This is a genomic window from Pseudomonas sp. SBT1-2 (genome assembly GCF_028640875.1).
Taxonomy (GTDB): Bacteria; Pseudomonadota; Gammaproteobacteria; order Pseudomonadales; family Pseudomonadaceae; genus Aquipseudomonas; species Aquipseudomonas chlororaphis_I.
Map to the genome: position 1 here is coordinate 68,025 of NZ_JAQZAA010000063.1, position 18,909 is coordinate 86,933.

Consider the following 18,909-nt stretch of genomic DNA (forward strand, 5'->3'; position numbering starts at 1 on the left):
TGCGCATTTTTGCGGATGGCCCAGGCTATCCGCTTTTTTTTGGGGACGAACCCGTTCCCTGTAGCCGCTGCCGCAGGCTGCGATCGGCCGGGACGGCCGTAGCGTCCTCAAGATCGCTGAAGGCCTGCGGCCTTATCGCAGCCTGCGGCAGCGGCTACAGGGTTTTGCGCATCAATGATGAATATCGGTACAGCAATGATCTTCAGGACCGTGGCCCATGCATGAGCATCCGCTACAACGCTTTTTCAAATCCTTGCGCGAGCGCCCGATCTTCGCGTGGGAGCGCTATCAGATGCGCGACGTGCTGGTGATCGACCATCCGCTGTGCCAGGCGGTGTTCAGTCGCCAGGGCGCGCAGCTCCTGCATTTTCAGCCGACCGGGCAGAAGCCCTGGCTGTGGTGTGCGGCGAAGTGGCCGCAGGTCGGGGCGATCCGTGGTGGGGTGCCGGTGTGCTGGCCCTGGTACGGCCGTCACCCGAGCGAAAACGCCTGGCCATCCCATGGCTGGGCCCGACTGATCGACTGGAAGCTGCTCGACAGCCGCAGCGATGACGAGGGCGTGTACCTGCACTGGCAGTTGCAGCTGTGCGACTGGCAGGTCGACCTGCACGCGCACCTGGGCGAAAGCATGGACCTGCGCCTGAGCACCGAGCACCAGGACAGCCTGCCGTGCCAGCTGAGCCAGGCTTTGCACGCCTACTGGCGTATTGGCGACGTCGGCGAGGTAGCGCTGTCTGGGCTCGACGGCGCCGAGGGTTACGACCAGTTGAGCCGCCAGGCGTGCCGGCAAACAGGCGAGCTGCGGGTCGATGGTGGCTGTCAGCGGGTGTTCCAGCACGAGGGCGAATTGCAGCTCAAGGACCACGCCTGGCAGCGCGAATTGCGCATCGACACCGGCGACAGCGCCGACACCGTGGTCTGGCATCCGGGCAGCCGGCCGCTGCTGGGGGTGAGCTGGAACGAGGTGTCCGGGTTCGTCTGCGTCGAGGCGGCGGCGGGGGGCACCGACAGCTTGTGCCTGGCGCCGGGGGAGCGGGCGCATCTGAGCTTGCAGGCGCGGGCGGGGGCTTAGTGGCGGGTTGGCGGTGTGGCTGGTGCCGTCATCGCGGGCAAGCCTGGCTCCTACAGAAACGCATTGACTGTAGGAGCGGCCGGTCGATGCTCGATTGCCCGCGATAAGGCCGGAGGCGCTGGCGCCGGGTTTCGCGAAACTCAGTTGTACTCGTCGCCCACCGGGTAGCGGCTGGCGTTGAGGCTTTCCTTGATCTTGCGCAGGTGCGGCTGGAAGTCCACGCCGCGGCGCAGGGTCATGCCGGTGGCGAGGACGTCGAGCACGGTGAGCTGGATGATCCGCGAGGTCATCGGCATGTAGATGTCGGTGTCTTCCGGCAGCGGGATGTTCAGGCTCAGGGTGCTGGCCTTGGCCAATGGCGAACCGGCGGCGGTCAGGCCGAGTACCGAGGCGCCGTTTTCCCGGGCGATGCGCGCCACTTCCACCAGCTCGCGGGTGCGCCCGGTGTAGGAGATGATCACGAACAGCTCGCCGGTGTGCGCCACCGAGGCGATCATCCGCTGCATCAACACGTCGGCGTGGGCGGTCACCGCCAGGTTGAAGCGGAAGAACTTGTGCTGGGCATCGAGGGCTACCGGGGCCGAGGCGCCGAGGCCGAAGAAGTGGATCTGCCGGGCCTGGATCAACAGGTCGACGGCGCGGCTGATCAGGTTCGGGTCCAGGGCCTGGCAGGCGCTGTCCAGCGAGGCGATGGCGCTGCCGAAGATTTTCTGGGTGTAGGCTTCGGGGTTGTCGTCGGCTTCCACCGCGCGGCTGACATAGGCCGCACCGCTGGCCAGGCTCTGGGCCAGTTGCAGCTTGAGTTCGGGGTAGCCGCTGACACCGAACGAGCGGCAGAAACGGTTGACCGTCGGCTCGCTGACCGAAGCGGCCTGGGCGAGGGCGGCAATACTGAAGCGGGTCGCCTGCTGTGGGTTGAGCAGGATGACTTCGGCGACTTTACGTTCCGCCTTGTTCAATTCTTCAAGGCGATTCTGGATCTGTTCCAGAAGATTTCGCACGCGGTCCATTAGGGTTTTCCTGGTTCGGCAATGCAAAGGAAGCCGGTCTTAACCGGTCTTTGGCGGTGGCCTATCCTACTGATGGCTCCGACGGACCACCACTTCGAATCTGTATTTTGCTAAAATGTTGTGGTTATTACTACATTTTCCCTTGAGTGATGCCTTGAAAAAAGGTATTTGTAGCTTAACTTGATAAAAGAACAAACATCATGCCTTCGATAACGGTTGAACCGTGCACCTTCGCCTTGTTCGGCGCGCTGGGCGATCTGGCGCTTCGCAAATTGTTTCCTGCCCTGTACCAGCTCGATGGCGCCGGCCTGCTGCATGACGACACGCGCATTCTGGCCCTGGCCCGCGAGCCGGGCAGCGACCAGCAGCACCTGTCTTTCATTGAAGCGCAATTGCGCAAGTATGTAGGTGCCAAGGAGATAGACCCTGCGGTGCTGGAGCGCTTCCTGGCGCGCCTGACCTACCTGCACGTGGACTTCCTCAAGGCCGAGGATTACCTGGCCCTGGCCGAGCTGGCCGGGCGCGAGCAGCGCCTGATCGCCTATTTCGCCACGCCGGCGGCGGTGTACGGGGCGATCTGCGAGAACCTGTCGAAGGCCGGGCTGGCCGAAAACACCCGCGTGGTGCTGGAAAAGCCCATCGGCTCGGACCTGGAATCGTCGCGCAAGGTCAACGACGCGGTGGCGCAGTTCTTCCCGGAGAACCGCATCTATCGCATCGACCACTACCTGGGCAAGGAGACGGTGCAGAACCTGATCGCCCTGCGTTTCGCCAACAGCCTGTTCGAGACCCAGTGGAACCAGAACTACATCTCCCACGTGGAAATCACCGTGGCCGAGAAGGTCGGGATCGAAGGCCGCTGGGGTTACTTCGACAAGGCCGGCCAACTGCGGGACATGATCCAGAACCACCTGCTGCAACTGCTCTGCCTGATTGCCATGGACCCGCCCGCCGACCTCTCGGCCGACAGCATCCGTGACGAGAAGGTCAAGGTGCTCAAGGCCCTGGCGCCGATCAGCCCGGAAGGCCTGACCACCCAGGTGGTGCGTGGCCAGTACATCGCCGGGCACAGCGAAGGCAAGGCCGTGCCGGGGTACCTGGAGGAAGAAAATTCCAACACCCAGAGCGACACCGAGACCTTCGTCGCCCTGCGGGCCGACATCCGCAACTGGCGCTGGGCCGGGGTGCCGTTCTACCTGCGTACCGGCAAGCGCATGCCGCAGAAGCTGTCGCAGATCGTCATCCACTTCAAGGAGCCGTCGCACTATATCTTCGCCCCCGAGCAGCGCCTGCAGATCAGCAACAAGCTGATCATCCGCCTGCAGCCGGACGAAGGTATCTCCCTGCGGGTGATGACCAAGGAACAAGGCCTGGACAAGGGCATGCAACTGCGCAGCGGTCCGTTGCAGCTGAATTTTTCCGACACCTATCGCAGCGCGCGGATCCCCGATGCCTACGAGCGGTTGTTGCTGGAAGTGATGCGTGGCAATCAGAACCTGTTTGTCCGCAAAGATGAAATCGAAGCCGCGTGGAAATGGTGTGACCAACTGATCGCCGGGTGGAAGAAATCCGGCGATGCGCCCAAGCCGTATGCGGCCGGGTCGTGGGGGCCGATGAGCTCCATCGCACTGATCACGCGGGACGGGAGGTCATGGTATGGCGATATCTAAATTGAAACTGCCTGCGGGCGTACACGCCCACGAGTTCCATAGCCCGGCGCTGTTGGCCGAAGGCCTGGCGCTGAAGGTGGCCGGGCAACTGAGCCAGGCGATCCAGGTTCGCGGCGAAGCCACCCTGGTGGTGTCCGGCGGGCGCAGCCCGGTGGCGTTTTTCCAGCACCTGGCCAAGCAGCACCTGGACTGGTCCAAGGTCCTGGTTACCCTGGCGGACGAGCGCTGGGTACCGGTGGAGCATGCCGACAGCAACGCCGGCCTGCTCAAGCGCTACCTGCTGCAAGGGGCGGCGGCCAAGGCGAAGTTCCTCAGCCTGTACAACGCCGCGGCGAACCTCGAACAGGCCGCGGAGCAAGCCGATCGTCTGCTGGCCGAGTTGTCGGCCATCGACGCGCTGGTGCTGGGCATGGGCGATGACGGTCATACCGCCTCCCTGTTCCCCAACAGCCCGAACCTGGCCGAAGCCCTGCAGGCCGACGGTCAGCGTCGCTGCTGGCCGATGCTGGCGCCGAGCGTGCCGCATCAGCGCCTGAGCATGAGCCGCGCCTTGCTGGCTTCGGCCACGTACAGCGTGCTGTCGATTTCCGGTCAATCCAAATTGACCACCCTGAGTGCCGCACTGGCCGGTGACGATGTCGCCGCGATGCCGATTCGTGCCTTCCTGCAACCTCCGTTAGAGATTTACTGGTGCCCATGAGCCAAGGATCAGCCGCTATGACAAACCCACAACCGACCGTTTCCATGGCGGACAAAGTTGCCCTGATCGACAGCCTCTGCGCCAAGGCGCGGATTCTGCCGGTGATCACCATCGCCCGCGAACAGGACGTGCTGCCCCTGGCCGACGCCCTGGCCGCCGGTGGCCTGACCGCTCTGGAAGTGACCCTGCGTTCGCAGTTCGGCCTCAAGGCCATCCAGATCCTGCGCGAGCAGCGTCCGGAGTTGGTGACCGGCGCCGGCACCGTGCTCGATCGGCAGATGCTGGCCGCCGCCGAAGCCGCCGGTTCGCAGTTCATCGTCACCCCGGGCATTACCCGTGACCTGCTGGAAGCCAGCGTCGCCAGCCCGATCCCGCTGTTGCCGGGGATCAGCAATGCCTCCGGGATCATGGAGGGCTACAGCCTGGGCTATCGCCGCTTCAAGCTGTTCCCGGCGGAAGTCAGTGGCGGCGTGGCCGCGATCAAGGCCCTGGGCGGCCCGTTCGGCGAGGTGAAGTTCTGCCCGACCGGCGGTGTCGGCCCGGCCAATATCAAGAGCTACATGGCGTTGAAGAACGTGATGTGCGTCGGCGGTAGCTGGATGCTCGATCCCGAGTGGATCAAGAACGGCGACTGGGCGCGGATCCAGGAGTGCACGGCCGAGGCCCTGGCGCTGCTGGACTGACAGGTTTCCTGCTTTTTTCAAAGATTCGTTGGTGTGTTCTACGGCTTTACGGTGCGCTTGGTCGGTGCACCGTTTTTTTTTGCCTGGAGAAAAGTTGCCTGGCTATTGCCGGGTCTTCTGTAGGAGCGCAGCTTGCGCGCGATGACGCCGGGGCGGACAACGCGATCTGAATGGTCGCCACTGTCTGTAGCCGCTGCCGCAGGCTGCGATCGGCCGAAAGGCCGTAGCGTTCTCAGGATCGCAGAAGGTCCTTCGGACCTGTCGCAGCCTGCGGCAGCGGCTACAGGTTACTGGGCCGCCAGTTCAGTCAATGCCTCGACCAGCAGATGGATATCCGAGGCTGGCGTGGTAAAGCCCGGAGTCACGCGGATACAGGGCCCGCAACGCGAACCGCTGCGCGCCACGGTGAACAGGTTGTATTCCTTGAGCAGCCGTTCGGCCATCGCCTGCTGGTCCGGCTGGCGGGTGAAGCGAAACGAGGTGATGCCGCAATACAGCCGTGGATCGTCCGGGGTCATGACTTCAATCCCGGACAGCTCGCGCACCTGGCTCACCCACAGGTCGCGCAGGTAATTCAGGCGCGCGCCCTTGAGGGCCGAGCCACCCATGCTGCGGTGCTCCTCGAACACCCGGGGCAAGGTCAGCCAGGCCGGAATGTTCGGCGTGCCATAAGGCGCTCGTGAGCGGATATCGTCCAGGGCATAACGTTGCTCGCCCATGTCCGGATCGATATCGGCCAGGCGTTGCGGGTCGATGTAGACAAACCCCAGGCTCAGCGGTGCGCCAATCCACTTCTGCAGGTTGTAGCCGGCGAACGCCACGCCGAGTTCGCTGAGCTGGAAATCGACCTGGGCCAGGGCGTGGGCGCCGTCGAGGATGACGTCGATTCCCCGTTCGCGGGCCTCCAGGGCAATGGCCTGGACTGGCAGCACCAGCCCGGTGCGGTGGGTGACGTGGGTCAGGGCCATCAGCTTCAGCCTTGGGTAGCGCTCGAAGGCCTCGCGGTAGCTGGCCAGCAGGCTGTCGAAACTCGCCGGGTGGGCATGCTCGATTTCGATGACCTCGACCCCGCGATGGCGCGCCAGCCAGCGCATGGCGCCCTTGACGCTGTCGTATTCCAGGTCGCTGAACAGCACCTGGTCGCCCGGCTGCAGGCGGTTGTAGTTGCGGATCAGCGACTGCAATGCCTCTGAAGCACTGCGGGTGAGGGCGACGGCTTGGCGGTCGACGCCGAGCAGTTCGGCCAGTTGCTGTCGAATCTGCAAATTGCCGATCTGTTCGAAATGCTGGCGCACATGCACCGAGTTGCTGCGGTTCACGAAGTCGATCTGGCGCTGGTATTCCTCGACCACGGCGCGGCTCATGCGTCCGAAATAGCCGTTTTCCAGGTTGATCGGCCCGGGTTCGACGTCATAGCGCTGGGCGATGGCTAGCCAATAGTCTTCGTCGCGGGCGAGTTGGGCATTGCTGGGCATGGCGGGCTTCTTAATGACGGGGTTTGGGTTTGCCGTGTTTGGCGCGCAGCGGGTCCAGTAGATCGGAAAGACCGTTGTGATCGATTTCCTGCATCAATGCCAACAGGCCGCCCAGCTCGCCGTGGGGAAAACCTTCGCGGGCGAACCAGTTCAGGTAGGGGCCGGGCAGGTCGGCGAGGATGCGGCCCTTGTACTTGCCGTAGGGCATTTCGCGGGTGACCAGAAGTTCAAGTTTTTCGGGATTCATGGCGGCTGTCTGTAGAGGTGACGAACACCTTGGAAAATACAGGCATTCTGCATGCAGGCCAAATGACAGATCATGCAAATAACGCGGATACAGAAAGCGGTAAAAAACTTAACTTTTTGAAAAGTAATGGAAAAATTTTCATTCCAGGGCTGGCACGCAGGGTGCAACACCTATCACAACTCCCTCAACCTGGAAGGAATGGAAAATGACTGGCATCAACAAAGAAGCGATTTCGATCCTCAACGATCTGATCGAAACCAGTAAGGACGGTCAGGAGGGGTTCAAGACCTGCGCAGAAGACATCAAGCATCCTGAGTTGAAAGCGCTGTTCGTCAAGCGCTCCGCCGATTGCGCCACCGCTGCGGCCGAATTGCAGGCCAGCGTGCGTTCGTTGGGCGGCGATCCGGAAACCTCCACCAGCGTCAGTGGCGACCTGCACCGCCGTTGGGTCGACCTCAAGTCCCTGGTGACCGGCAAGGATGAAGAAGCGGTGCTCAACGAGGCCGAGCGCGGTGAAGACCATGCGCTGAAAGCCTACAAAAACGCGCTGGAGAAAATCAGCAAACACAACCTGGTCGGCATCCGCGACCTGGTGGAGCGTCAGTACCATGGCGTACAGCGCAACCACGATCAGGTCAAAGCCCTGCGCAACCAGGCCCGTGCCCGTTCATAACGGGTCAAACCTGTCAAAAACGCCAGCCTGTCTGGCGTTTTTTTATGCCTGAAAATTAATACTGGACGACTGATAGTTAGCTAGCTAATAATTTGCGGGTGTCATTTCTCGCTTCAGTACATCTATCGTTGTTTTGTCCTTCCCAGGGTTCTTTCCGTGCGTATCACTTTGCAGGCGCTGTTCGCCCCCAATCTCCCGGCCGTGCAGTTCGCGATCAAGACCGTGCTCGGCGCCGGCCTGGCGCTGTGGCTGGCCATGCGCTGGGGGCTGCAGCAGCCGTCCTGGGCGCTGATGACGGCGATCATCGTTGCCCAGCCGCTGTCCGGGATGGTCCTGCAAAAGGGCATGGCACGGCTGGTGGGGACGTTGGTGGGCACCTGCATGTCGGTGCTGTTCATGGGGCTGTTCGCCCAGACGCCCTGGCTGTTCCTGCTGGCCCTGGCGCTGTGGCTGGGGCTGTGCACCGCCAGTTCGACCCTGCTGCGCAGCGCCTGGTCCTATTCGTTCGTGCTGGCCGGCTACACCGTGGCGATCATTGCCTTGCCGGCGATCTCCCACCCGTTGTCGATATTCGACCAGGCCGTGGCGCGTTGTACGGAAATTTCCCTGGGCATTATCTGCGCCACCGCCAGCAGTGCCTTGCTCTGGCCGATGCGGGTCGAGCGGCAGTTGACCGCCCAGGCGCGCAGCGCCTGGCAAAGCGGCATGCAGGCGGCGCGGGCGACCCTGGCCGGTGATGCCCTGGCGCGCAAGGGGCTGCTGGAAATCCTCGGGCGCATTGTCGCCGTGGACTCGCAGCGCGAACATGCCTGGTTCGAAGGCCCGCTGGGCCGGCAACGGGCGCGGGCGATCAGCGCCTTGAGCCAGAAGCTGCTGATGCTGCTGCGGATCTCCCGTTCGGTGCGCCGGCAATGGAAACAATTGGACCAGGCCGAGGCGGACCAGCTGGCACCCTGGATGGAACAGGTGCAGCAGGCCCTGGCGGCCATGGACAAGCCGACCTTGCAGGCGTTGCGGCCGCAGTTGCTGGACGCTTCCCACGACGCGGCCATCAGCTCGGCGCAAAGCTATTGCCTGGCCCGCTTCACCCTGTTGCTGGATACCGCCCTGGCCGCCGGCGCGGCGCTGCAGGCGGTGGAGGAGGGCACGGCGCCGGTCGAGCAGCCGGCGACCCTGAGCCCCCATCGCGATCTGTCGCTGGCGCTGTTGTTTGGCGCGCGTAGTGCCCTGGCCTTCCTCACTGTGGCCTGCTTCTGGCTGGCCACCGCCTGGCCGGCGGCCTCGGGGGCGATGCTGCTGACCTGTGTGGTGTGCGGCCTGTTCGCCAGTCGGGAAAACGGTGCGCAGATCGGCATGAGTTTCATGCGCGGCATCTTCCTGGCGATCCCGGTGGCCTTCGTGGTCGGGCAGATCCTGCTGCCGCAGTGGAGCAGTTTTGCCTTGCTGGCGATGGCCATGGGCGTGCCGCTGTTTTTCGGCGCGCTGGGCATGGCCAAACCCCAGATCGGCGCCACGGCCACCTCGTTCTGCCTGCACTTCGTGGTGCTGATTTCGCCGCAGAACCAGATGACGTTCGACGTCGCGAACTTCTTCAACAGCGCCCAGGCGATGGTGCTCGGCGTGGGCGCCGCGGTGCTGGCGTTTCACTTGTTGATCCTGCGCGACCCGGCCTGGCATGGGCGGCGCCTGTTGGCGGCGACCCTGCAGGATCTGGTGCGCCTGACCCGGCGCAACCTGCGCGGTGCGGAAAGCTGGTTCGGCGGGCGCATGGCCGATCGCCTGCTGCAACTGGCGCGGCATTACCCGGAATTGCCGGAGCAGGCGCGCAGCCGCTGGGACGATGGCCTGCTGGGCCTGGATATCGGCGACGAACTGATGCACCTGCGCTTGAGCCTGGCGGTGGCCCAGGTGCCCGCGGATGCTTCGCAGCGACGTTATTTCGAGTATCTGGAGCAGGTGCTGGAGCGCGGGCCGGGGGCCGGTCGCGGCGACGCGCTGGCCAACGCCAGCACCGCCTTGCTCGAGGCCCTGGACAGCCAACCGCCCAGCGATGCATTGAAGCTGGCCCAGGGCGCGGTGGTGCAGTTGCAGAAGAGCTGGCGCACCTGGTGCCGGCAGCAGGAGGAAAACCATGGGGCTGCGTGAGTGGTCGCTGGGCGGAGTATTGCTCAGCCCGTTTCTGATTTATGTGGTGCTGGCGCTGGTGCTGACCGGGGTGCTGCGCATGCTGTTGCGCGCAACGCCGCTGGGGCGCTGGATCTGGCACGAAGCACTGTTCGATGTGGCCTTGTACGTCTGTGTCCTGACGTTGGTCACTGTCGTACTCGGACCTTTATAAGGAGTTGTTCATGCGTGCTTCCGTACGTATCGCTTTTACCCTGTGCCTGGTGGCGGCGGCGCTGTTTGCCGGCTTTCACCTATGGCAGTACTACATGCTCACGCCCTGGACCCGGGATGCGCGGATTCGCGCCGACGTGGTGATAGTCGCCCCCGACGTCTCGGGCTGGGTGCGTGAGCTCAAGGCCTACGACAACCAGGCGGTGAAGGCCGGCGACCTGTTGCTGAGCATCGACCGCGATCGCTTCGAGGCGGCGCTGGAAAAGGCCCAGGCAGTGGTGCAGACCCGCCAGCAGCAACTCAACCTGAAAGAGCGCGAAGCCAGCCGCCGGGCCAGCCTCGGCCCGCAGGCGATCAGCGCCGAACTGCGGGAAAACGCGCAGATCAATGCCGGGGTGGCCCGTGGCGAGCTGCGCCAGGCCCAGGCCGACGCCAAGGTCGCCGAACTCAACCTGGCGCGCAGCCAGGTCCGCGCGCCGCGCAGCGGGCACATCACCAACCTGCGCCTGGCCGAAGGCAACTATGTGAATGCCGGGCAATCGGTGATGGCGCTGATCGACGATTCGACCTTCTACGTGCAGGCCTATTTCGAGGAAACCAAACTGCCGCGGATCAAGGTCGGCGACCCGGTCAAGGTGTGGCTGATGAGCGCTGGGGAAGCCTTGCAGGGGCATGTGGAAAGCATCAGCCGCGGCATCACCGACCGCAATGCCACGCCGGACGGGCAATTGCTGGCCGAGGTGGAGCCGACGTTCAACTGGGTGCGCCTGGCGCAGCGGATTCCGGTGCGCATCAGGCTCGACAAGGTGCCCGAAGGCGTCAACCTGAGCGCCGGGATGACGGCGAGCGTGCAGGTGGAGGAGGGGAGTCGCTAATCCCGCCTGTAGCCGCTGCCGAGCCTGCGAGGCTGCGATCGGTTTGGGCGGCACTCCGACGTAGCAATCGCAAGCCTCGAGTCCCGGATCTGCCCGGGAAACGCAGTGGCTGATTTTGCGATTGCTACGCAATCGATCGCAGGCTGCGCCAGCGGCTACAGGGCGGCTTAGCCGATATTGATGGCCGGCAAGGTCGGCAGGGTAACGGTCTGTTGTTTGCGCGGGGCGAGGATTTCGGCTTCGCCGTCCACCACCAGCTCATCGCGCTGGTTGAACACACGGGTGGCGATACGCACACGGAACTTCGGCAGTTTTTCGAGGATCTCCAGGCGCACGGTCAGGGTGTCGCCGATCTTCACCGGCTTCTGGAAGCTCATCTTCTGGCCGATATAGATGGTGCCCGGCCCAGGCAGCTCGCAGGCCACCGCGGCGCTGATCAGCGCACCGCTGAACATGCCGTGGGCGATACGCTCCTTGAACATGCTGGCGGCAGCGAATTCGGCGTCCAGGTGCACCGGGTTGTGGTCGCCGGACATGGCGGCGAACAGCTGGATGTCACGCTCTTCCACGTGCTTGCTGTAGCTGGCGGTCTGGCCGACTTCGAGGGCTTCGTACGGGGTGTTGGTAACTTGGGTCATCTCTCTCAAGTCCTGTGCTGAGCGTTGATTGGCGTATTGATTGGAAACAGGGTCATTCAGTCTTCGGCGGTCGGCGATGCTGCAGGGCCTGGTCGAGCCAGGCCAGTACATCGGCCGTCACTTCGTCGCGGTTGCTTTCATTGAATAGTTCGTGCCGCGCCTGCGGGTAGATATTGAGCTGCAGGCACTGGCTGCCGGCCTCGCGCAAAGCACCGGCCAGATCCTTCAGACGTATGCCATTGCTCACCGGATCACATTCTCCGCCCAGTATCAGCAATGGCAGGCCCGGATCGATCTGGGCCAGGTTGGAGGCTTTGCTGATTTGCTGCAGGCCACCCAGCAGGTCGATCCACAGCTGGTTGCTGCAGCGAAAGCCGCAGAGCGGGTCCTGGACGTATTTGTCGACTTCGTCGGGATCGCGGCTGAGCCAGTCGAAGGCGGTGCGGTTGGGCTTGAAGGCCTTGTTGAACGAGCCGAAGGACAACCATTCGATCAACGCGCTGCGGCCCTGGGCGCCCTGGCGCCAGCGTTCGAAGCGGGCGATCTGGCGGGCCGCGCGGTACAGCGCCACTGGCTGGAAATTCGAGCCGCTGAGGATCGCCCCGTACAGGCTGGCGCTGTGGTGCAGCAGGTAGGCCTGGGCGATGTAGCTGCCCATGCTGTGGCCCAGCAGCACGATCGGGGTTCCCGGGTGCTGCTGGCCGATGTGCTGGTTGAGGCTGGCCAGGTCGCCGACCACCTTGCACCAGCCGTCGTCATCGGCGAAGTGCCCGAGTACCCCATGCTCGGCGGTCTTGCCGTGACCGCGCTGGTCCAGCGCATAGACGCCGTAGCCTTCGTTGCACAGCGCCTGCGCCAGCCTGGCGTAGCGTCCGCTGTGTTCGGCCATGCCGTGGGCCAGCAGGATCACGGCCTTGAGCGGGGCCGCCGGGAGCCACTGGTTGACGTAGAGCTGGCTGTGGTCGCTCGCGGTCAGCCAGAAAGAGTGGTGGATCATGGCGATTCCTTTGCACGGGGTCGTTGCATTGTATAGCTCATCGTCGCAGCCCCGTCCGATCTGCGCGCGCCATGGCGGCAAGATTCACGCTGTCAATGACGCCATTGCCCGTATTTGCCCTATTCGCCATAGCTGCTAACGTCCGCAGAGCCCCGCCTTTCGTCGCGTCAGAGAAGCGGCCCGGACAACTCAGGTAACGAGGACAAGAACAATGCAGCCTGATTTCTGGAATGACAAACGCCCGGTCGGAGTGCCCGTCGATATCGACCTGGGTGCCTATAAGTCGGTGATCGAGGTGTTCGAGCGTTCCTGCAAGAAATTCGCCGACCGCCCGGCCTTCAGCAACATGGGCGTGACCATGACCTACGCCGAGCTGGAGCGCTACAGCGCGGCCTTCGCAGGCTATCTGCAGAGCAGCACCGACCTGGTGCCCGGCGATCGCATCGCGGTGCAGATGCCCAATGTCCTGCATTACCCGATCGCCGTGTTCGGCGCCCTGCGCGCGGGGCTGATCGTGGTCAACACCAACCCGCTGTACACCACCCGGGAAATGCGTCACCAGTTCAAGGATTCCGGGGCGCGGGCCCTGGTGTACATGAACCTGTTCGGGCAGAAGGTCGAGCAAGTGCTGCCCGATACCGATATCCAGTTCCTGATCGAGGCGAAGATGGGCGACCTGATGCCGTCCGCCAAGGGCTGGCTGGTCAATACCCTGGTCGACAAGGTCAAGAAGATGGTGCCGGCCTATCGCTTGCCCCAGGCCGTTTCCTTCAAGAGCGCATTGCACCTGGGCCGTGGCCAGCCGATCAAGCCTTTGAACGCCCGCCTGGACGACGTCGCCGTGCTGCAATACACCGGCGGCACCACGGGACTGGCCAAGGGCGCGATGCTGACCCACGGCAACCTGGTGGCCAACATGCAGCAGGCCAGTGCCTGCCTCGGGCAACTGGGGCCGGACGGCCACCCGCTGCTGCGCGAGGGCCGGGAGGTGATGATCGCGCCGCTGCCGCTGTACCACATCTATGCCTTCACCGCGAACTGCATGTGCATGATGGTCACCGGCAACCACAACGTGCTGATCACCAACCCGCGGGACATCGGCGGTTTCATCAAGGAGCTGAAGAAGTGGCGTTTCTCGGCGCTGCTGGGGCTGAACACGCTGTTCACGGCGCTGATGGATCATCCCGAGTTCAAGACCCTCGACTTCTCCAATCTCAAACTCACCAACTCCGGGGGCACGGCGCTGGTCAAGGCCACCGCCGAGCGCTGGGCGGAGTTGACCGGCTGTCGTATCACCGAAGGTTACGGCCTGACTGAAACCTCGCCCGTGGCCTGCACCAACCCTTACGGCGACCAGTCGCGCCTGGGCACGGTGGGCTTGCCGGTGCCGGGCACGACCCTCAAGGTCATCGACGACCAGGGTGTCGAGCAGCCGCTGGGCGAGCGCGGCGAGCTGTGCATCAAGGGGCCGCAGATCATGAAGGGCTACTGGCAGAAGCCGGAAGCCACCGACGAGGTGCTGGATGCCGAAGGCTGGTTCAAGTCCGGCGACATCGCGGTGATCGATCCGGATGGCTTCGTGCGCATTGTCGATCGCAAGAAGGACATGATCATCGTCTCGGGTTTCAACGTGTACCCCAACGAAATCGAGGACGTGGTGATGGCCCACCCGAAAGTCGCCAACTGCGCGGTGATCGGTGTGCCGGACGAGCGTTCGGGAGAGGCGGTGAAGCTGTTCGTGGTGGCCCGCGAGTCGGGGGTCAGCCTCGAAGAGCTGAAGGCCTACTGCAAGGAAAACTTCACCGGCTACAAGGTGCCGAAACACATCGTGTTGCGTGAGTCGTTGCCGATGACGCCGGTAGGCAAGATCCTGCGTCGGGAGTTGCGCGACATCGCCTGATGTTTCACCGGATGTAACAGTCCCGCGCCAGGGCGCGACTATCGTGAGCAAGCCTCGCTTTTACCGGAACCCAGGGTTTCTGTAGGTGCGCAGCTTGCTCGCGATGCTTTCGAAGGGCGCAAAAGCCCGTTCCAGAGCCTTGAATGGCTGGATAGAATTTTTACTCTAAAAATGACCATTAAATATTCTTGAGTCACTAAAGTGACTGTTTAGGCCGATTTTGGCTCTAGTCGGCCTTTGGCAAAGCTGCTACTCTCGGCGCGCTTTGTGACTTCTCGGCCTATATAGACAGCCAGACTCACCAACAATAGACATCAATAAAAAACACACACAAATAATAATCGCATCAAGTGCGCTGACGAATTCGCGTTGCTGAGGAGTGGGCTTCCATGATCCAAGACTTTTGGAAGGATAAGTACCCAGCTGGGATTGCTGCCGATATCAATCCAGACGAGTATCCGAATATTCAGGCGGTGTTGAAGCAGTCCTGCCAACGTTTTGCCAACAAACCGGCCTTTAGCAACCTCGGCAAGACACTCACCTACGGTGAGTTGTACGAACTGTCCGGTGCTTTTGCCGCGTACCTGCAACAGCATACCGATTTGCAACCCGGCGATCGAATCGCCGTGCAACTGCCCAACGTCCTGCAGTACCCGGTCGCGGTATTCGGCGCCATCCGCGCCGGCCTGATCGTGGTCAACACCAACCCGCTGTACACCGCGCGGGAAATGGAACACCAGTTCAACGACTCCGGCGCCAAGGCCCTGGTCTGCCTGGCCAACATGGCGCACCTGGCCGAAGCCGTGGTGCCCAAGACCAGCGTCAAGCATGTGATCGTCACCGAAGTGGCGGACCTGCTGCCACCGCTCAAGCGCCTGCTGATCAACAGCGTCATCAAGTACGTGAAGAAGATGGTGCCGGCCTATCACCTGCCCAAGGCCGTCAAGTTCAACGACGTGCTGAGCCAGGGCCATGGCCAGCCGGTCAAGGACGCCAGCCCGGCCAGCAGCGATGTCGCCGTGCTGCAATACACCGGCGGCACCACCGGCGTGGCCAAGGGCGCGATGCTGACCCATCGCAACCTGGTGTCGAACATGCTGCAGTGCAAGGCGCTGATGGGCTCCAACCTCAATGAAGGTTGCGAGATCCTGATCACCCCGCTGCCGCTGTACCACATCTATGCCTTCACCTTTCATTGCATGGCGATGATGCTGATCGGCAACCACAACATCCTGATCAGCAACCCGCGCGACCTGCCGGCGATGGTCAAGGAACTGTCGAAGTGGAAGTTCAGCGGTTTCGTCGGCCTCAACACCCTGTTCGTGGCCCTGTGCAACAACGAAGCCTTCCGCAAGCTGGATTTCTCGGCGCTGAAAGTCACCCTGTCCGGCGGCATGGCGCTGCAACTGGCGGCGGCCGAACGTTGGAAAGACGTGACCGGTTGCCCGATCTGCGAAGGTTACGGCATGACCGAAACCAGCCCGGTGGCCACCGTCAACCCGATCCAGAACATCCAGATCGGCACCATCGGCATCCCGGTACCCTCGACCCTGTGCCGGATCGTCGACGACGCCGGCGTCGAACTGCCGCTGGGCGAGACCGGCGAGCTCTGCGTCAAGGGCCCGCAGGTCATGAAGGGTTACTGGCAGCGCCAGGACGCCACCGATGAGGTGATGAGCGATGGCTGGCTGAAGACCGGCGATATCGCGCTGATCCAGCCCAATGGCTATATCCGCATCGTCGATCGCAAGAAAGACATGATCCTGGTCTCCGGTTTCAACGTTTATCCGAACGAGCTGGAAGACGTGCTGGCGGCCCTGCCGGGCGTGTTGCAGTGCGCGGCCATCGGCGTGCCGGACGAGAAGTCGGGCGAGTCGATCAAGATCTTCATCGTCGCCAAGCCGGGCGTGACCCTGACCAAGGAGCAGGTGATGGAGCACATGCGCGCCAACGTCACCGGCTACAAGGTGCCCAAGGCCGTCGAGTTCCGCGATGCGCTGCCGACCACCAACGTCGGCAAGATCCTGCGTCGCGAACTGCGCGACGAAGAGCTGAAGAAGCTGGGCGTGAAGAAGTAAAACGCCAGGCAAACAAAAAGCCCCGCAGATGCGGGGCTTTTTATTGGGCGCTTGATGTCGCCGCCGGGTTACTGCTGGAACTGCGCGAAGTTCACGCCGGTGCCGGCGGGGCGCACGTCCTTGAGGAAGGAGTCCTTGTCGGCACTCAGTTCCAGGCTCAGGGCCGCCTTGCGCTTGCCGGCGTTGCGTACCACCAGGCCCTCGAGTTTTTCCCGCAGGAACACAGTCGGCACTTTCAAGTGCAGCAACTGGTCGGTGCTCGGGGTGTGCAGCAGCAGGTGGACCCATTCGTACTGACCGATGGCCAGGCGGCTGACCGGCAGATCGAACCACCAGATATTCCGGCTGCGGCTCAGTTCCGCGAAGTGGCAGTTGTTGACGCCCAGCACCGCACCGCCCAGTTCCTGGTTCCGGCGGGCGATGGCCAGCTTTTTATCGAGTTTCATAACATTCCTACGGGATTTGATCTTCAGCGCAGCGCCTGAATAGGTTGCGCATTCTCGTGGGTTGGCCGCCAAACATAAAGTGCAACCTGCGTGCGGCGGGCAAATAAGGCGATGAAATGCCCCGCTGAAAATATTTGAAACTCCGCGCGACGGCCTCGGGTCAACCTCAGGGCAGGATCCCCAACCCTCGATCGTTCTACGGAGAACTACCATGGGCAGCACAACGGACAAGGCAAAAGGCCTGGCCAACGAGGCCATTGGCAATATCAAGCAGGCTGTCGGCAAGGCCACCGACAACACCCGGTTGCAAACCGAAGGCAAGATTCAGGAAAAGAAAGGCGAAGCTCAGCAAGCGGTCGGCAAGGCCAAGGACGCGGTGAAAAAGACCATCGACAAGGCCTGATCCAGCGGCTCGCGCTGCAACACGACGGCCATCCGCGGATGGCCGTTTTCATGGCGGTCACGGCACCAAATGAGACGAAAGGGTTCAAAGTCGCCAAACTAGGCTAGTTTGTTGTAGAAAACGGCCCTTGAGTCGCCACCGACCCTGAATGCTTGCGGCGAAAGGAGACGCTATGTTTTTGCCGAATTTGAAAGGCCTGCCCCTGCATCGTGTGCTGGTGCGCACGGTCACTGAGTTCATCGACGACGAAATGTCGACCTATGCCTCGGCACTGGCCTATCAGATGCTGTTTTCGTTGTTCCCCTTCATTCTGTTCCTGATCGCCTTGATCGGTTTCCTGCACCTGCCGGACTTCTTCTCCTGGTTGCGCCTGCAATCGGAACTGGTGTTGCCGCCCCAGGCGCTGGAGCAGGTCAACCCGGTGATCGACCAGTTGCAGCAGTCCAAGGGCGGCCTGCTGTCGGTGGGTATCGTGATTGCCCTGTATACCGCCTCGGCCGGCGTGCGGCTGATGATGAGCGCGATGAACGCCGCGTATGACGTGGTGGAAAAGCGCCCGTTGTGGAAACGTTTTCCGCTGTCGATTATCTACACCATCGGCATCGCCGGCATGCTCCTGGCGGCCGCGGCCTTGATGGTGCTCGGGCCGCAGGTGATGGGCTGGATCGCCGCGCAGGTCGGCCTGGAAGACTTCATCGTCACCGTCTGGACCATCCTGCGCTGGCCGGTGATCGTGATCCTGATGATGGTCGCCGTGGCGCTGATCTACTACGTGATGCCCGATGTGAAGCAGGAGTTCCGCTTCATCACCCCGGGCTCGGTGCTGGCGGTGGTGGTGTGGATCATCGCCTCGTTGGGTTTCGCGTTCTACGTGAAGACCTTTGCCAACTACAACGCCATGTATGGCAGTATCGGAGCGATCATCGTCCTGCTGCTGTACTTCTATATTTCCTCGGCGGTGCTGTTGCTGGGGGCTGAGATGAATGCGGCGATCGAGCACATGTCGTCCGACGGCAAGAACCCTGGAGAAAGGGTTCCCGGCGAGCACGACGAACCCAAACAACACGTATCGGGACTGGGCCGGGACCACTCGCTCAAGCCGACCACTGACGAAGTCTGATCATGATCCGTGAAATCCTCAAAATGGGCGACGAGCGCCTGCTGCGCATCGCGCCACCGGTGCCGCCCGAGATGTTCGACAGCCCCGAGCTGTGGCAACTGATCGATGACATGTTCCAGACCATGGAAAGCGTCGGCGGGGTCGGCCTGGCCGCGCCGCAGATCGGCGTCGACCTGCAACTGGTGATCTTCGGTTTCGAGCACAGCGAGCGGTACCCGCAAGCCGAGGCCGTGCCGCAGACTATCCTGATCAACCCGCTGATCACCCCCTTGAGCCCGGTGCTGGAAGAGGGCTGGGAAGGCTGCCTGTCGGTGCCGGGGCTGCGTGGCGCGGTCGAGCGTTATCAGCACATTCGCTACGAAGGCGTCGATCCCAAGGGCGAGCCGATCGTGCGGCTGGCCTCGGGTTTCCATGCGCGGGTAGTGCAGCACGAATGCGACCACCTGATCGGCCGCCTGTATCCGTCGCGGATCAGCGACTTCAGCAAGTTCGGTTTTACCGAGGTGATGTTCCCCGACCTCGATCCCCACGCCGACGATTGAAGGATGAGGATCGCGGCCTGCCCGCAGGTTGCGATCCGCGCGG

The 18,909-nt window shown here is 62.7% G+C and carries 19 protein-coding genes; 13 read left to right on the top strand and 6 right to left on the bottom strand.

Translation table 11 applies throughout. From position 1 onward, the window contains the following. The first annotated feature begins 217 nt into the window (after nucleotides 1–217). Nucleotides 218–1,072, top strand: coding sequence for a D-hexose-6-phosphate mutarotase (locus tag PVZ78_RS09010; protein WP_101283256.1), 855 nt, complete (start codon nucleotides 218–220; stop codon nucleotides 1,070–1,072). A gap of 140 nt (nucleotides 1,073–1,212) precedes the next feature. On the opposite strand, the gene PVZ78_RS09015 is transcribed toward PVZ78_RS09010, so the two are convergent. Further along, a complete protein-coding gene (locus tag PVZ78_RS09015; RefSeq protein WP_169914959.1) occupies nucleotides 1,213–2,073 on the bottom strand; it encodes a MurR/RpiR family transcriptional regulator in 861 nt (286 codons plus the stop codon). Nucleotides 2,074–2,282: 209 nt separating this feature from the next. Between PVZ78_RS09015 and zwf the strand changes: the two genes are divergently transcribed. From zwf to PVZ78_RS09030, 3 genes are read left to right on the top strand one after another with little or no spacing between them, the layout of a single operon-like run. Beyond that, nucleotides 2,283–3,752 carry a glucose-6-phosphate dehydrogenase gene (zwf, locus tag PVZ78_RS09020; protein ID WP_023966786.1) on the top strand — a complete coding sequence of 490 codons (1,470 nt, stop codon included), beginning with the start codon at nucleotides 2,283–2,285 and terminating at the stop codon, nucleotides 3,750–3,752. Further along, a complete protein-coding gene (pgl, locus tag PVZ78_RS09025; protein ID WP_101283254.1) occupies nucleotides 3,739–4,452 on the top strand; it encodes a 6-phosphogluconolactonase in 714 nt (237 codons plus the stop codon). Before zwf ends, pgl begins: the two co-directional genes overlap by 14 nt. Before the next feature lie 17 nt (nucleotides 4,453–4,469). Next, nucleotides 4,470–5,135: a bifunctional 4-hydroxy-2-oxoglutarate aldolase/2-dehydro-3-deoxy-phosphogluconate aldolase gene (locus PVZ78_RS09030; RefSeq protein ID WP_023966782.1), complete on the top strand. Its 666-nt coding sequence runs from the start codon at nucleotides 4,470–4,472 to the stop codon at nucleotides 5,133–5,135. A gap of 287 nt (nucleotides 5,136–5,422) precedes the next feature. Here PVZ78_RS09030 and PVZ78_RS09035 read toward each other — a convergent pair whose 3' ends face one another. Both PVZ78_RS09035 and PVZ78_RS09040 read right to left on the bottom strand, forming a co-directional pair. Next, complete coding sequence (locus PVZ78_RS09035; RefSeq protein ID WP_273828581.1) at nucleotides 5,423–6,610, bottom strand: aminotransferase class V-fold PLP-dependent enzyme; 1,188 nt, start codon at nucleotides 6,608–6,610, stop codon at nucleotides 5,423–5,425. A 10-nt stretch (nucleotides 6,611–6,620) separates the two neighbouring features. Further along, entirely contained in the window at nucleotides 6,621–6,857 is a 237-nt protein-coding gene (locus PVZ78_RS09040) for a DUF3820 family protein (protein WP_007925076.1), read from the bottom strand. Nucleotides 6,858–7,062: 205 nt separating this feature from the next. Between PVZ78_RS09040 and PVZ78_RS09045 the strand changes: the two genes are divergently transcribed. From PVZ78_RS09045 to PVZ78_RS09060, 4 genes are all read left to right on the top strand, one after another. Then, nucleotides 7,063–7,530, top strand: a complete 468-nt coding sequence (locus tag PVZ78_RS09045) for a ferritin-like domain-containing protein (RefSeq protein ID WP_009050397.1) — start codon at nucleotides 7,063–7,065, stop codon at nucleotides 7,528–7,530. Nucleotides 7,531–7,686: 156 nt separating this feature from the next. Further along, nucleotides 7,687–9,675, top strand: a complete 1,989-nt coding sequence (locus tag PVZ78_RS09050) for an FUSC family protein (protein WP_053269753.1) — start codon at nucleotides 7,687–7,689, stop codon at nucleotides 9,673–9,675. Further along, nucleotides 9,662–9,868 (top strand): DUF1656 domain-containing protein, encoded by a 207-nt coding sequence (locus PVZ78_RS09055; protein ID WP_007925079.1) that lies wholly within the window; start codon nucleotides 9,662–9,664, stop codon nucleotides 9,866–9,868. The genes PVZ78_RS09050 and PVZ78_RS09055 overlap by 14 nt, the downstream gene beginning before the upstream one ends. Before the next feature lie 10 nt (nucleotides 9,869–9,878). Then, complete coding sequence (locus PVZ78_RS09060; protein ID WP_009050395.1) at nucleotides 9,879–10,742, top strand: efflux RND transporter periplasmic adaptor subunit; 864 nt, start codon at nucleotides 9,879–9,881, stop codon at nucleotides 10,740–10,742. A gap of 167 nt (nucleotides 10,743–10,909) precedes the next feature. On the opposite strand, the gene PVZ78_RS09065 is transcribed toward PVZ78_RS09060, so the two are convergent. Then, entirely contained in the window at nucleotides 10,910–11,380 is a 471-nt protein-coding gene (locus tag PVZ78_RS09065) for a MaoC family dehydratase (protein ID WP_009050394.1), read from the bottom strand. A 52-nt stretch (nucleotides 11,381–11,432) separates the two neighbouring features. Further along, entirely contained in the window at nucleotides 11,433–12,377 is a 945-nt protein-coding gene (locus PVZ78_RS09070; RefSeq protein ID WP_273828582.1) for an alpha/beta hydrolase, read from the bottom strand. Between the two features lie 211 nt (nucleotides 12,378–12,588). Between PVZ78_RS09070 and fadD2 the strand changes: the two genes are divergently transcribed. Further along, on the top strand, nucleotides 12,589–14,277 hold the full coding sequence (gene fadD2 / locus PVZ78_RS09075) for a long-chain-fatty-acid--CoA ligase FadD2 (protein WP_273828583.1): 1,689 nt from the start codon (nucleotides 12,589–12,591) through the stop codon (nucleotides 14,275–14,277). Nucleotides 14,278–14,666: 389 nt separating this feature from the next. Beyond that, nucleotides 14,667–16,355 carry a long-chain-fatty-acid--CoA ligase FadD1 gene (gene fadD1 / locus PVZ78_RS09080; protein ID WP_053280566.1) on the top strand — a complete coding sequence of 563 codons (1,689 nt, stop codon included), beginning with the start codon at nucleotides 14,667–14,669 and terminating at the stop codon, nucleotides 16,353–16,355. 68 nt (nucleotides 16,356–16,423) lie between these two features. Here fadD1 and PVZ78_RS09085 read toward each other — a convergent pair whose 3' ends face one another. After that, on the bottom strand, nucleotides 16,424–16,801 hold the full coding sequence (locus PVZ78_RS09085; protein ID WP_025805832.1) for a hypothetical protein: 378 nt from the start codon (nucleotides 16,799–16,801) through the stop codon (nucleotides 16,424–16,426). A gap of 211 nt (nucleotides 16,802–17,012) precedes the next feature. Between PVZ78_RS09085 and PVZ78_RS09090 the strand changes: the two genes are divergently transcribed. From PVZ78_RS09090 to def, 3 genes are all read left to right on the top strand, one after another. Further along, on the top strand, nucleotides 17,013–17,204 hold the full coding sequence (locus PVZ78_RS09090; RefSeq protein WP_063432752.1) for a CsbD family protein: 192 nt from the start codon (nucleotides 17,013–17,015) through the stop codon (nucleotides 17,202–17,204). 172 nt (nucleotides 17,205–17,376) lie between these two features. Continuing rightward, complete coding sequence (locus PVZ78_RS09095) at nucleotides 17,377–18,324, top strand: YihY/virulence factor BrkB family protein (RefSeq protein WP_053280564.1); 948 nt, start codon at nucleotides 17,377–17,379, stop codon at nucleotides 18,322–18,324. 2 nt (nucleotides 18,325–18,326) lie between these two features. Then, on the top strand, nucleotides 18,327–18,866 hold the full coding sequence (gene def / locus PVZ78_RS09100) for a peptide deformylase (protein WP_025805831.1): 540 nt from the start codon (nucleotides 18,327–18,329) through the stop codon (nucleotides 18,864–18,866). Nucleotides 18,867–18,909 lie beyond the last annotated feature (43 nt).

What these genes read in the sequence shown, in the direction of transcription:
- PVZ78_RS09010 (WP_101283256.1), top strand. Translation starts at nt 218, where the DNA reads ATGCATGAGCATCCGCTACAACGCTTTTTCAAATCCTTGCGCGAGCGC.
- zwf (WP_023966786.1), top strand. Translation starts at nt 2,283, where the DNA reads ATGCCTTCGATAACGGTTGAACCGTGCACCTTCGCCTTGTTCGGCGCG.
- pgl (WP_101283254.1), top strand. Translation starts at nt 3,739, where the DNA reads ATGGCGATATCTAAATTGAAACTGCCTGCGGGCGTACACGCCCACGAG.
- PVZ78_RS09030 (WP_023966782.1), top strand. Translation starts at nt 4,470, where the DNA reads ATGACAAACCCACAACCGACCGTTTCCATGGCGGACAAAGTTGCCCTG.
- PVZ78_RS09035 (WP_273828581.1), bottom strand. Translation starts at nt 6,610, where the DNA reads ATGCCCAGCAATGCCCAACTCGCCCGCGACGAAGACTATTGGCTAGCC.
- PVZ78_RS09040 (WP_007925076.1), bottom strand. Translation starts at nt 6,857, where the DNA reads ATGAATCCCGAAAAACTTGAACTTCTGGTCACCCGCGAAATGCCCTAC.
- PVZ78_RS09045 (WP_009050397.1), top strand. Translation starts at nt 7,063, where the DNA reads ATGACTGGCATCAACAAAGAAGCGATTTCGATCCTCAACGATCTGATC.
- PVZ78_RS09055 (WP_007925079.1), top strand. Translation starts at nt 9,662, where the DNA reads ATGGGGCTGCGTGAGTGGTCGCTGGGCGGAGTATTGCTCAGCCCGTTT.
- PVZ78_RS09060 (WP_009050395.1), top strand. Translation starts at nt 9,879, where the DNA reads ATGCGTGCTTCCGTACGTATCGCTTTTACCCTGTGCCTGGTGGCGGCG.
- PVZ78_RS09065 (WP_009050394.1), bottom strand. Translation starts at nt 11,380, where the DNA reads ATGACCCAAGTTACCAACACCCCGTACGAAGCCCTCGAAGTCGGCCAG.
- PVZ78_RS09070 (WP_273828582.1), bottom strand. Translation starts at nt 12,377, where the DNA reads ATGATCCACCACTCTTTCTGGCTGACCGCGAGCGACCACAGCCAGCTC.
- fadD2 (WP_273828583.1), top strand. Translation starts at nt 12,589, where the DNA reads ATGCAGCCTGATTTCTGGAATGACAAACGCCCGGTCGGAGTGCCCGTC.
- fadD1 (WP_053280566.1), top strand. Translation starts at nt 14,667, where the DNA reads ATGATCCAAGACTTTTGGAAGGATAAGTACCCAGCTGGGATTGCTGCC.
- PVZ78_RS09085 (WP_025805832.1), bottom strand. Translation starts at nt 16,801, where the DNA reads ATGAAACTCGATAAAAAGCTGGCCATCGCCCGCCGGAACCAGGAACTG.
- PVZ78_RS09090 (WP_063432752.1), top strand. Translation starts at nt 17,013, where the DNA reads ATGGGCAGCACAACGGACAAGGCAAAAGGCCTGGCCAACGAGGCCATT.
- PVZ78_RS09095 (WP_053280564.1), top strand. Translation starts at nt 17,377, where the DNA reads ATGTTTTTGCCGAATTTGAAAGGCCTGCCCCTGCATCGTGTGCTGGTG.
- def (WP_025805831.1), top strand. Translation starts at nt 18,327, where the DNA reads ATGATCCGTGAAATCCTCAAAATGGGCGACGAGCGCCTGCTGCGCATC.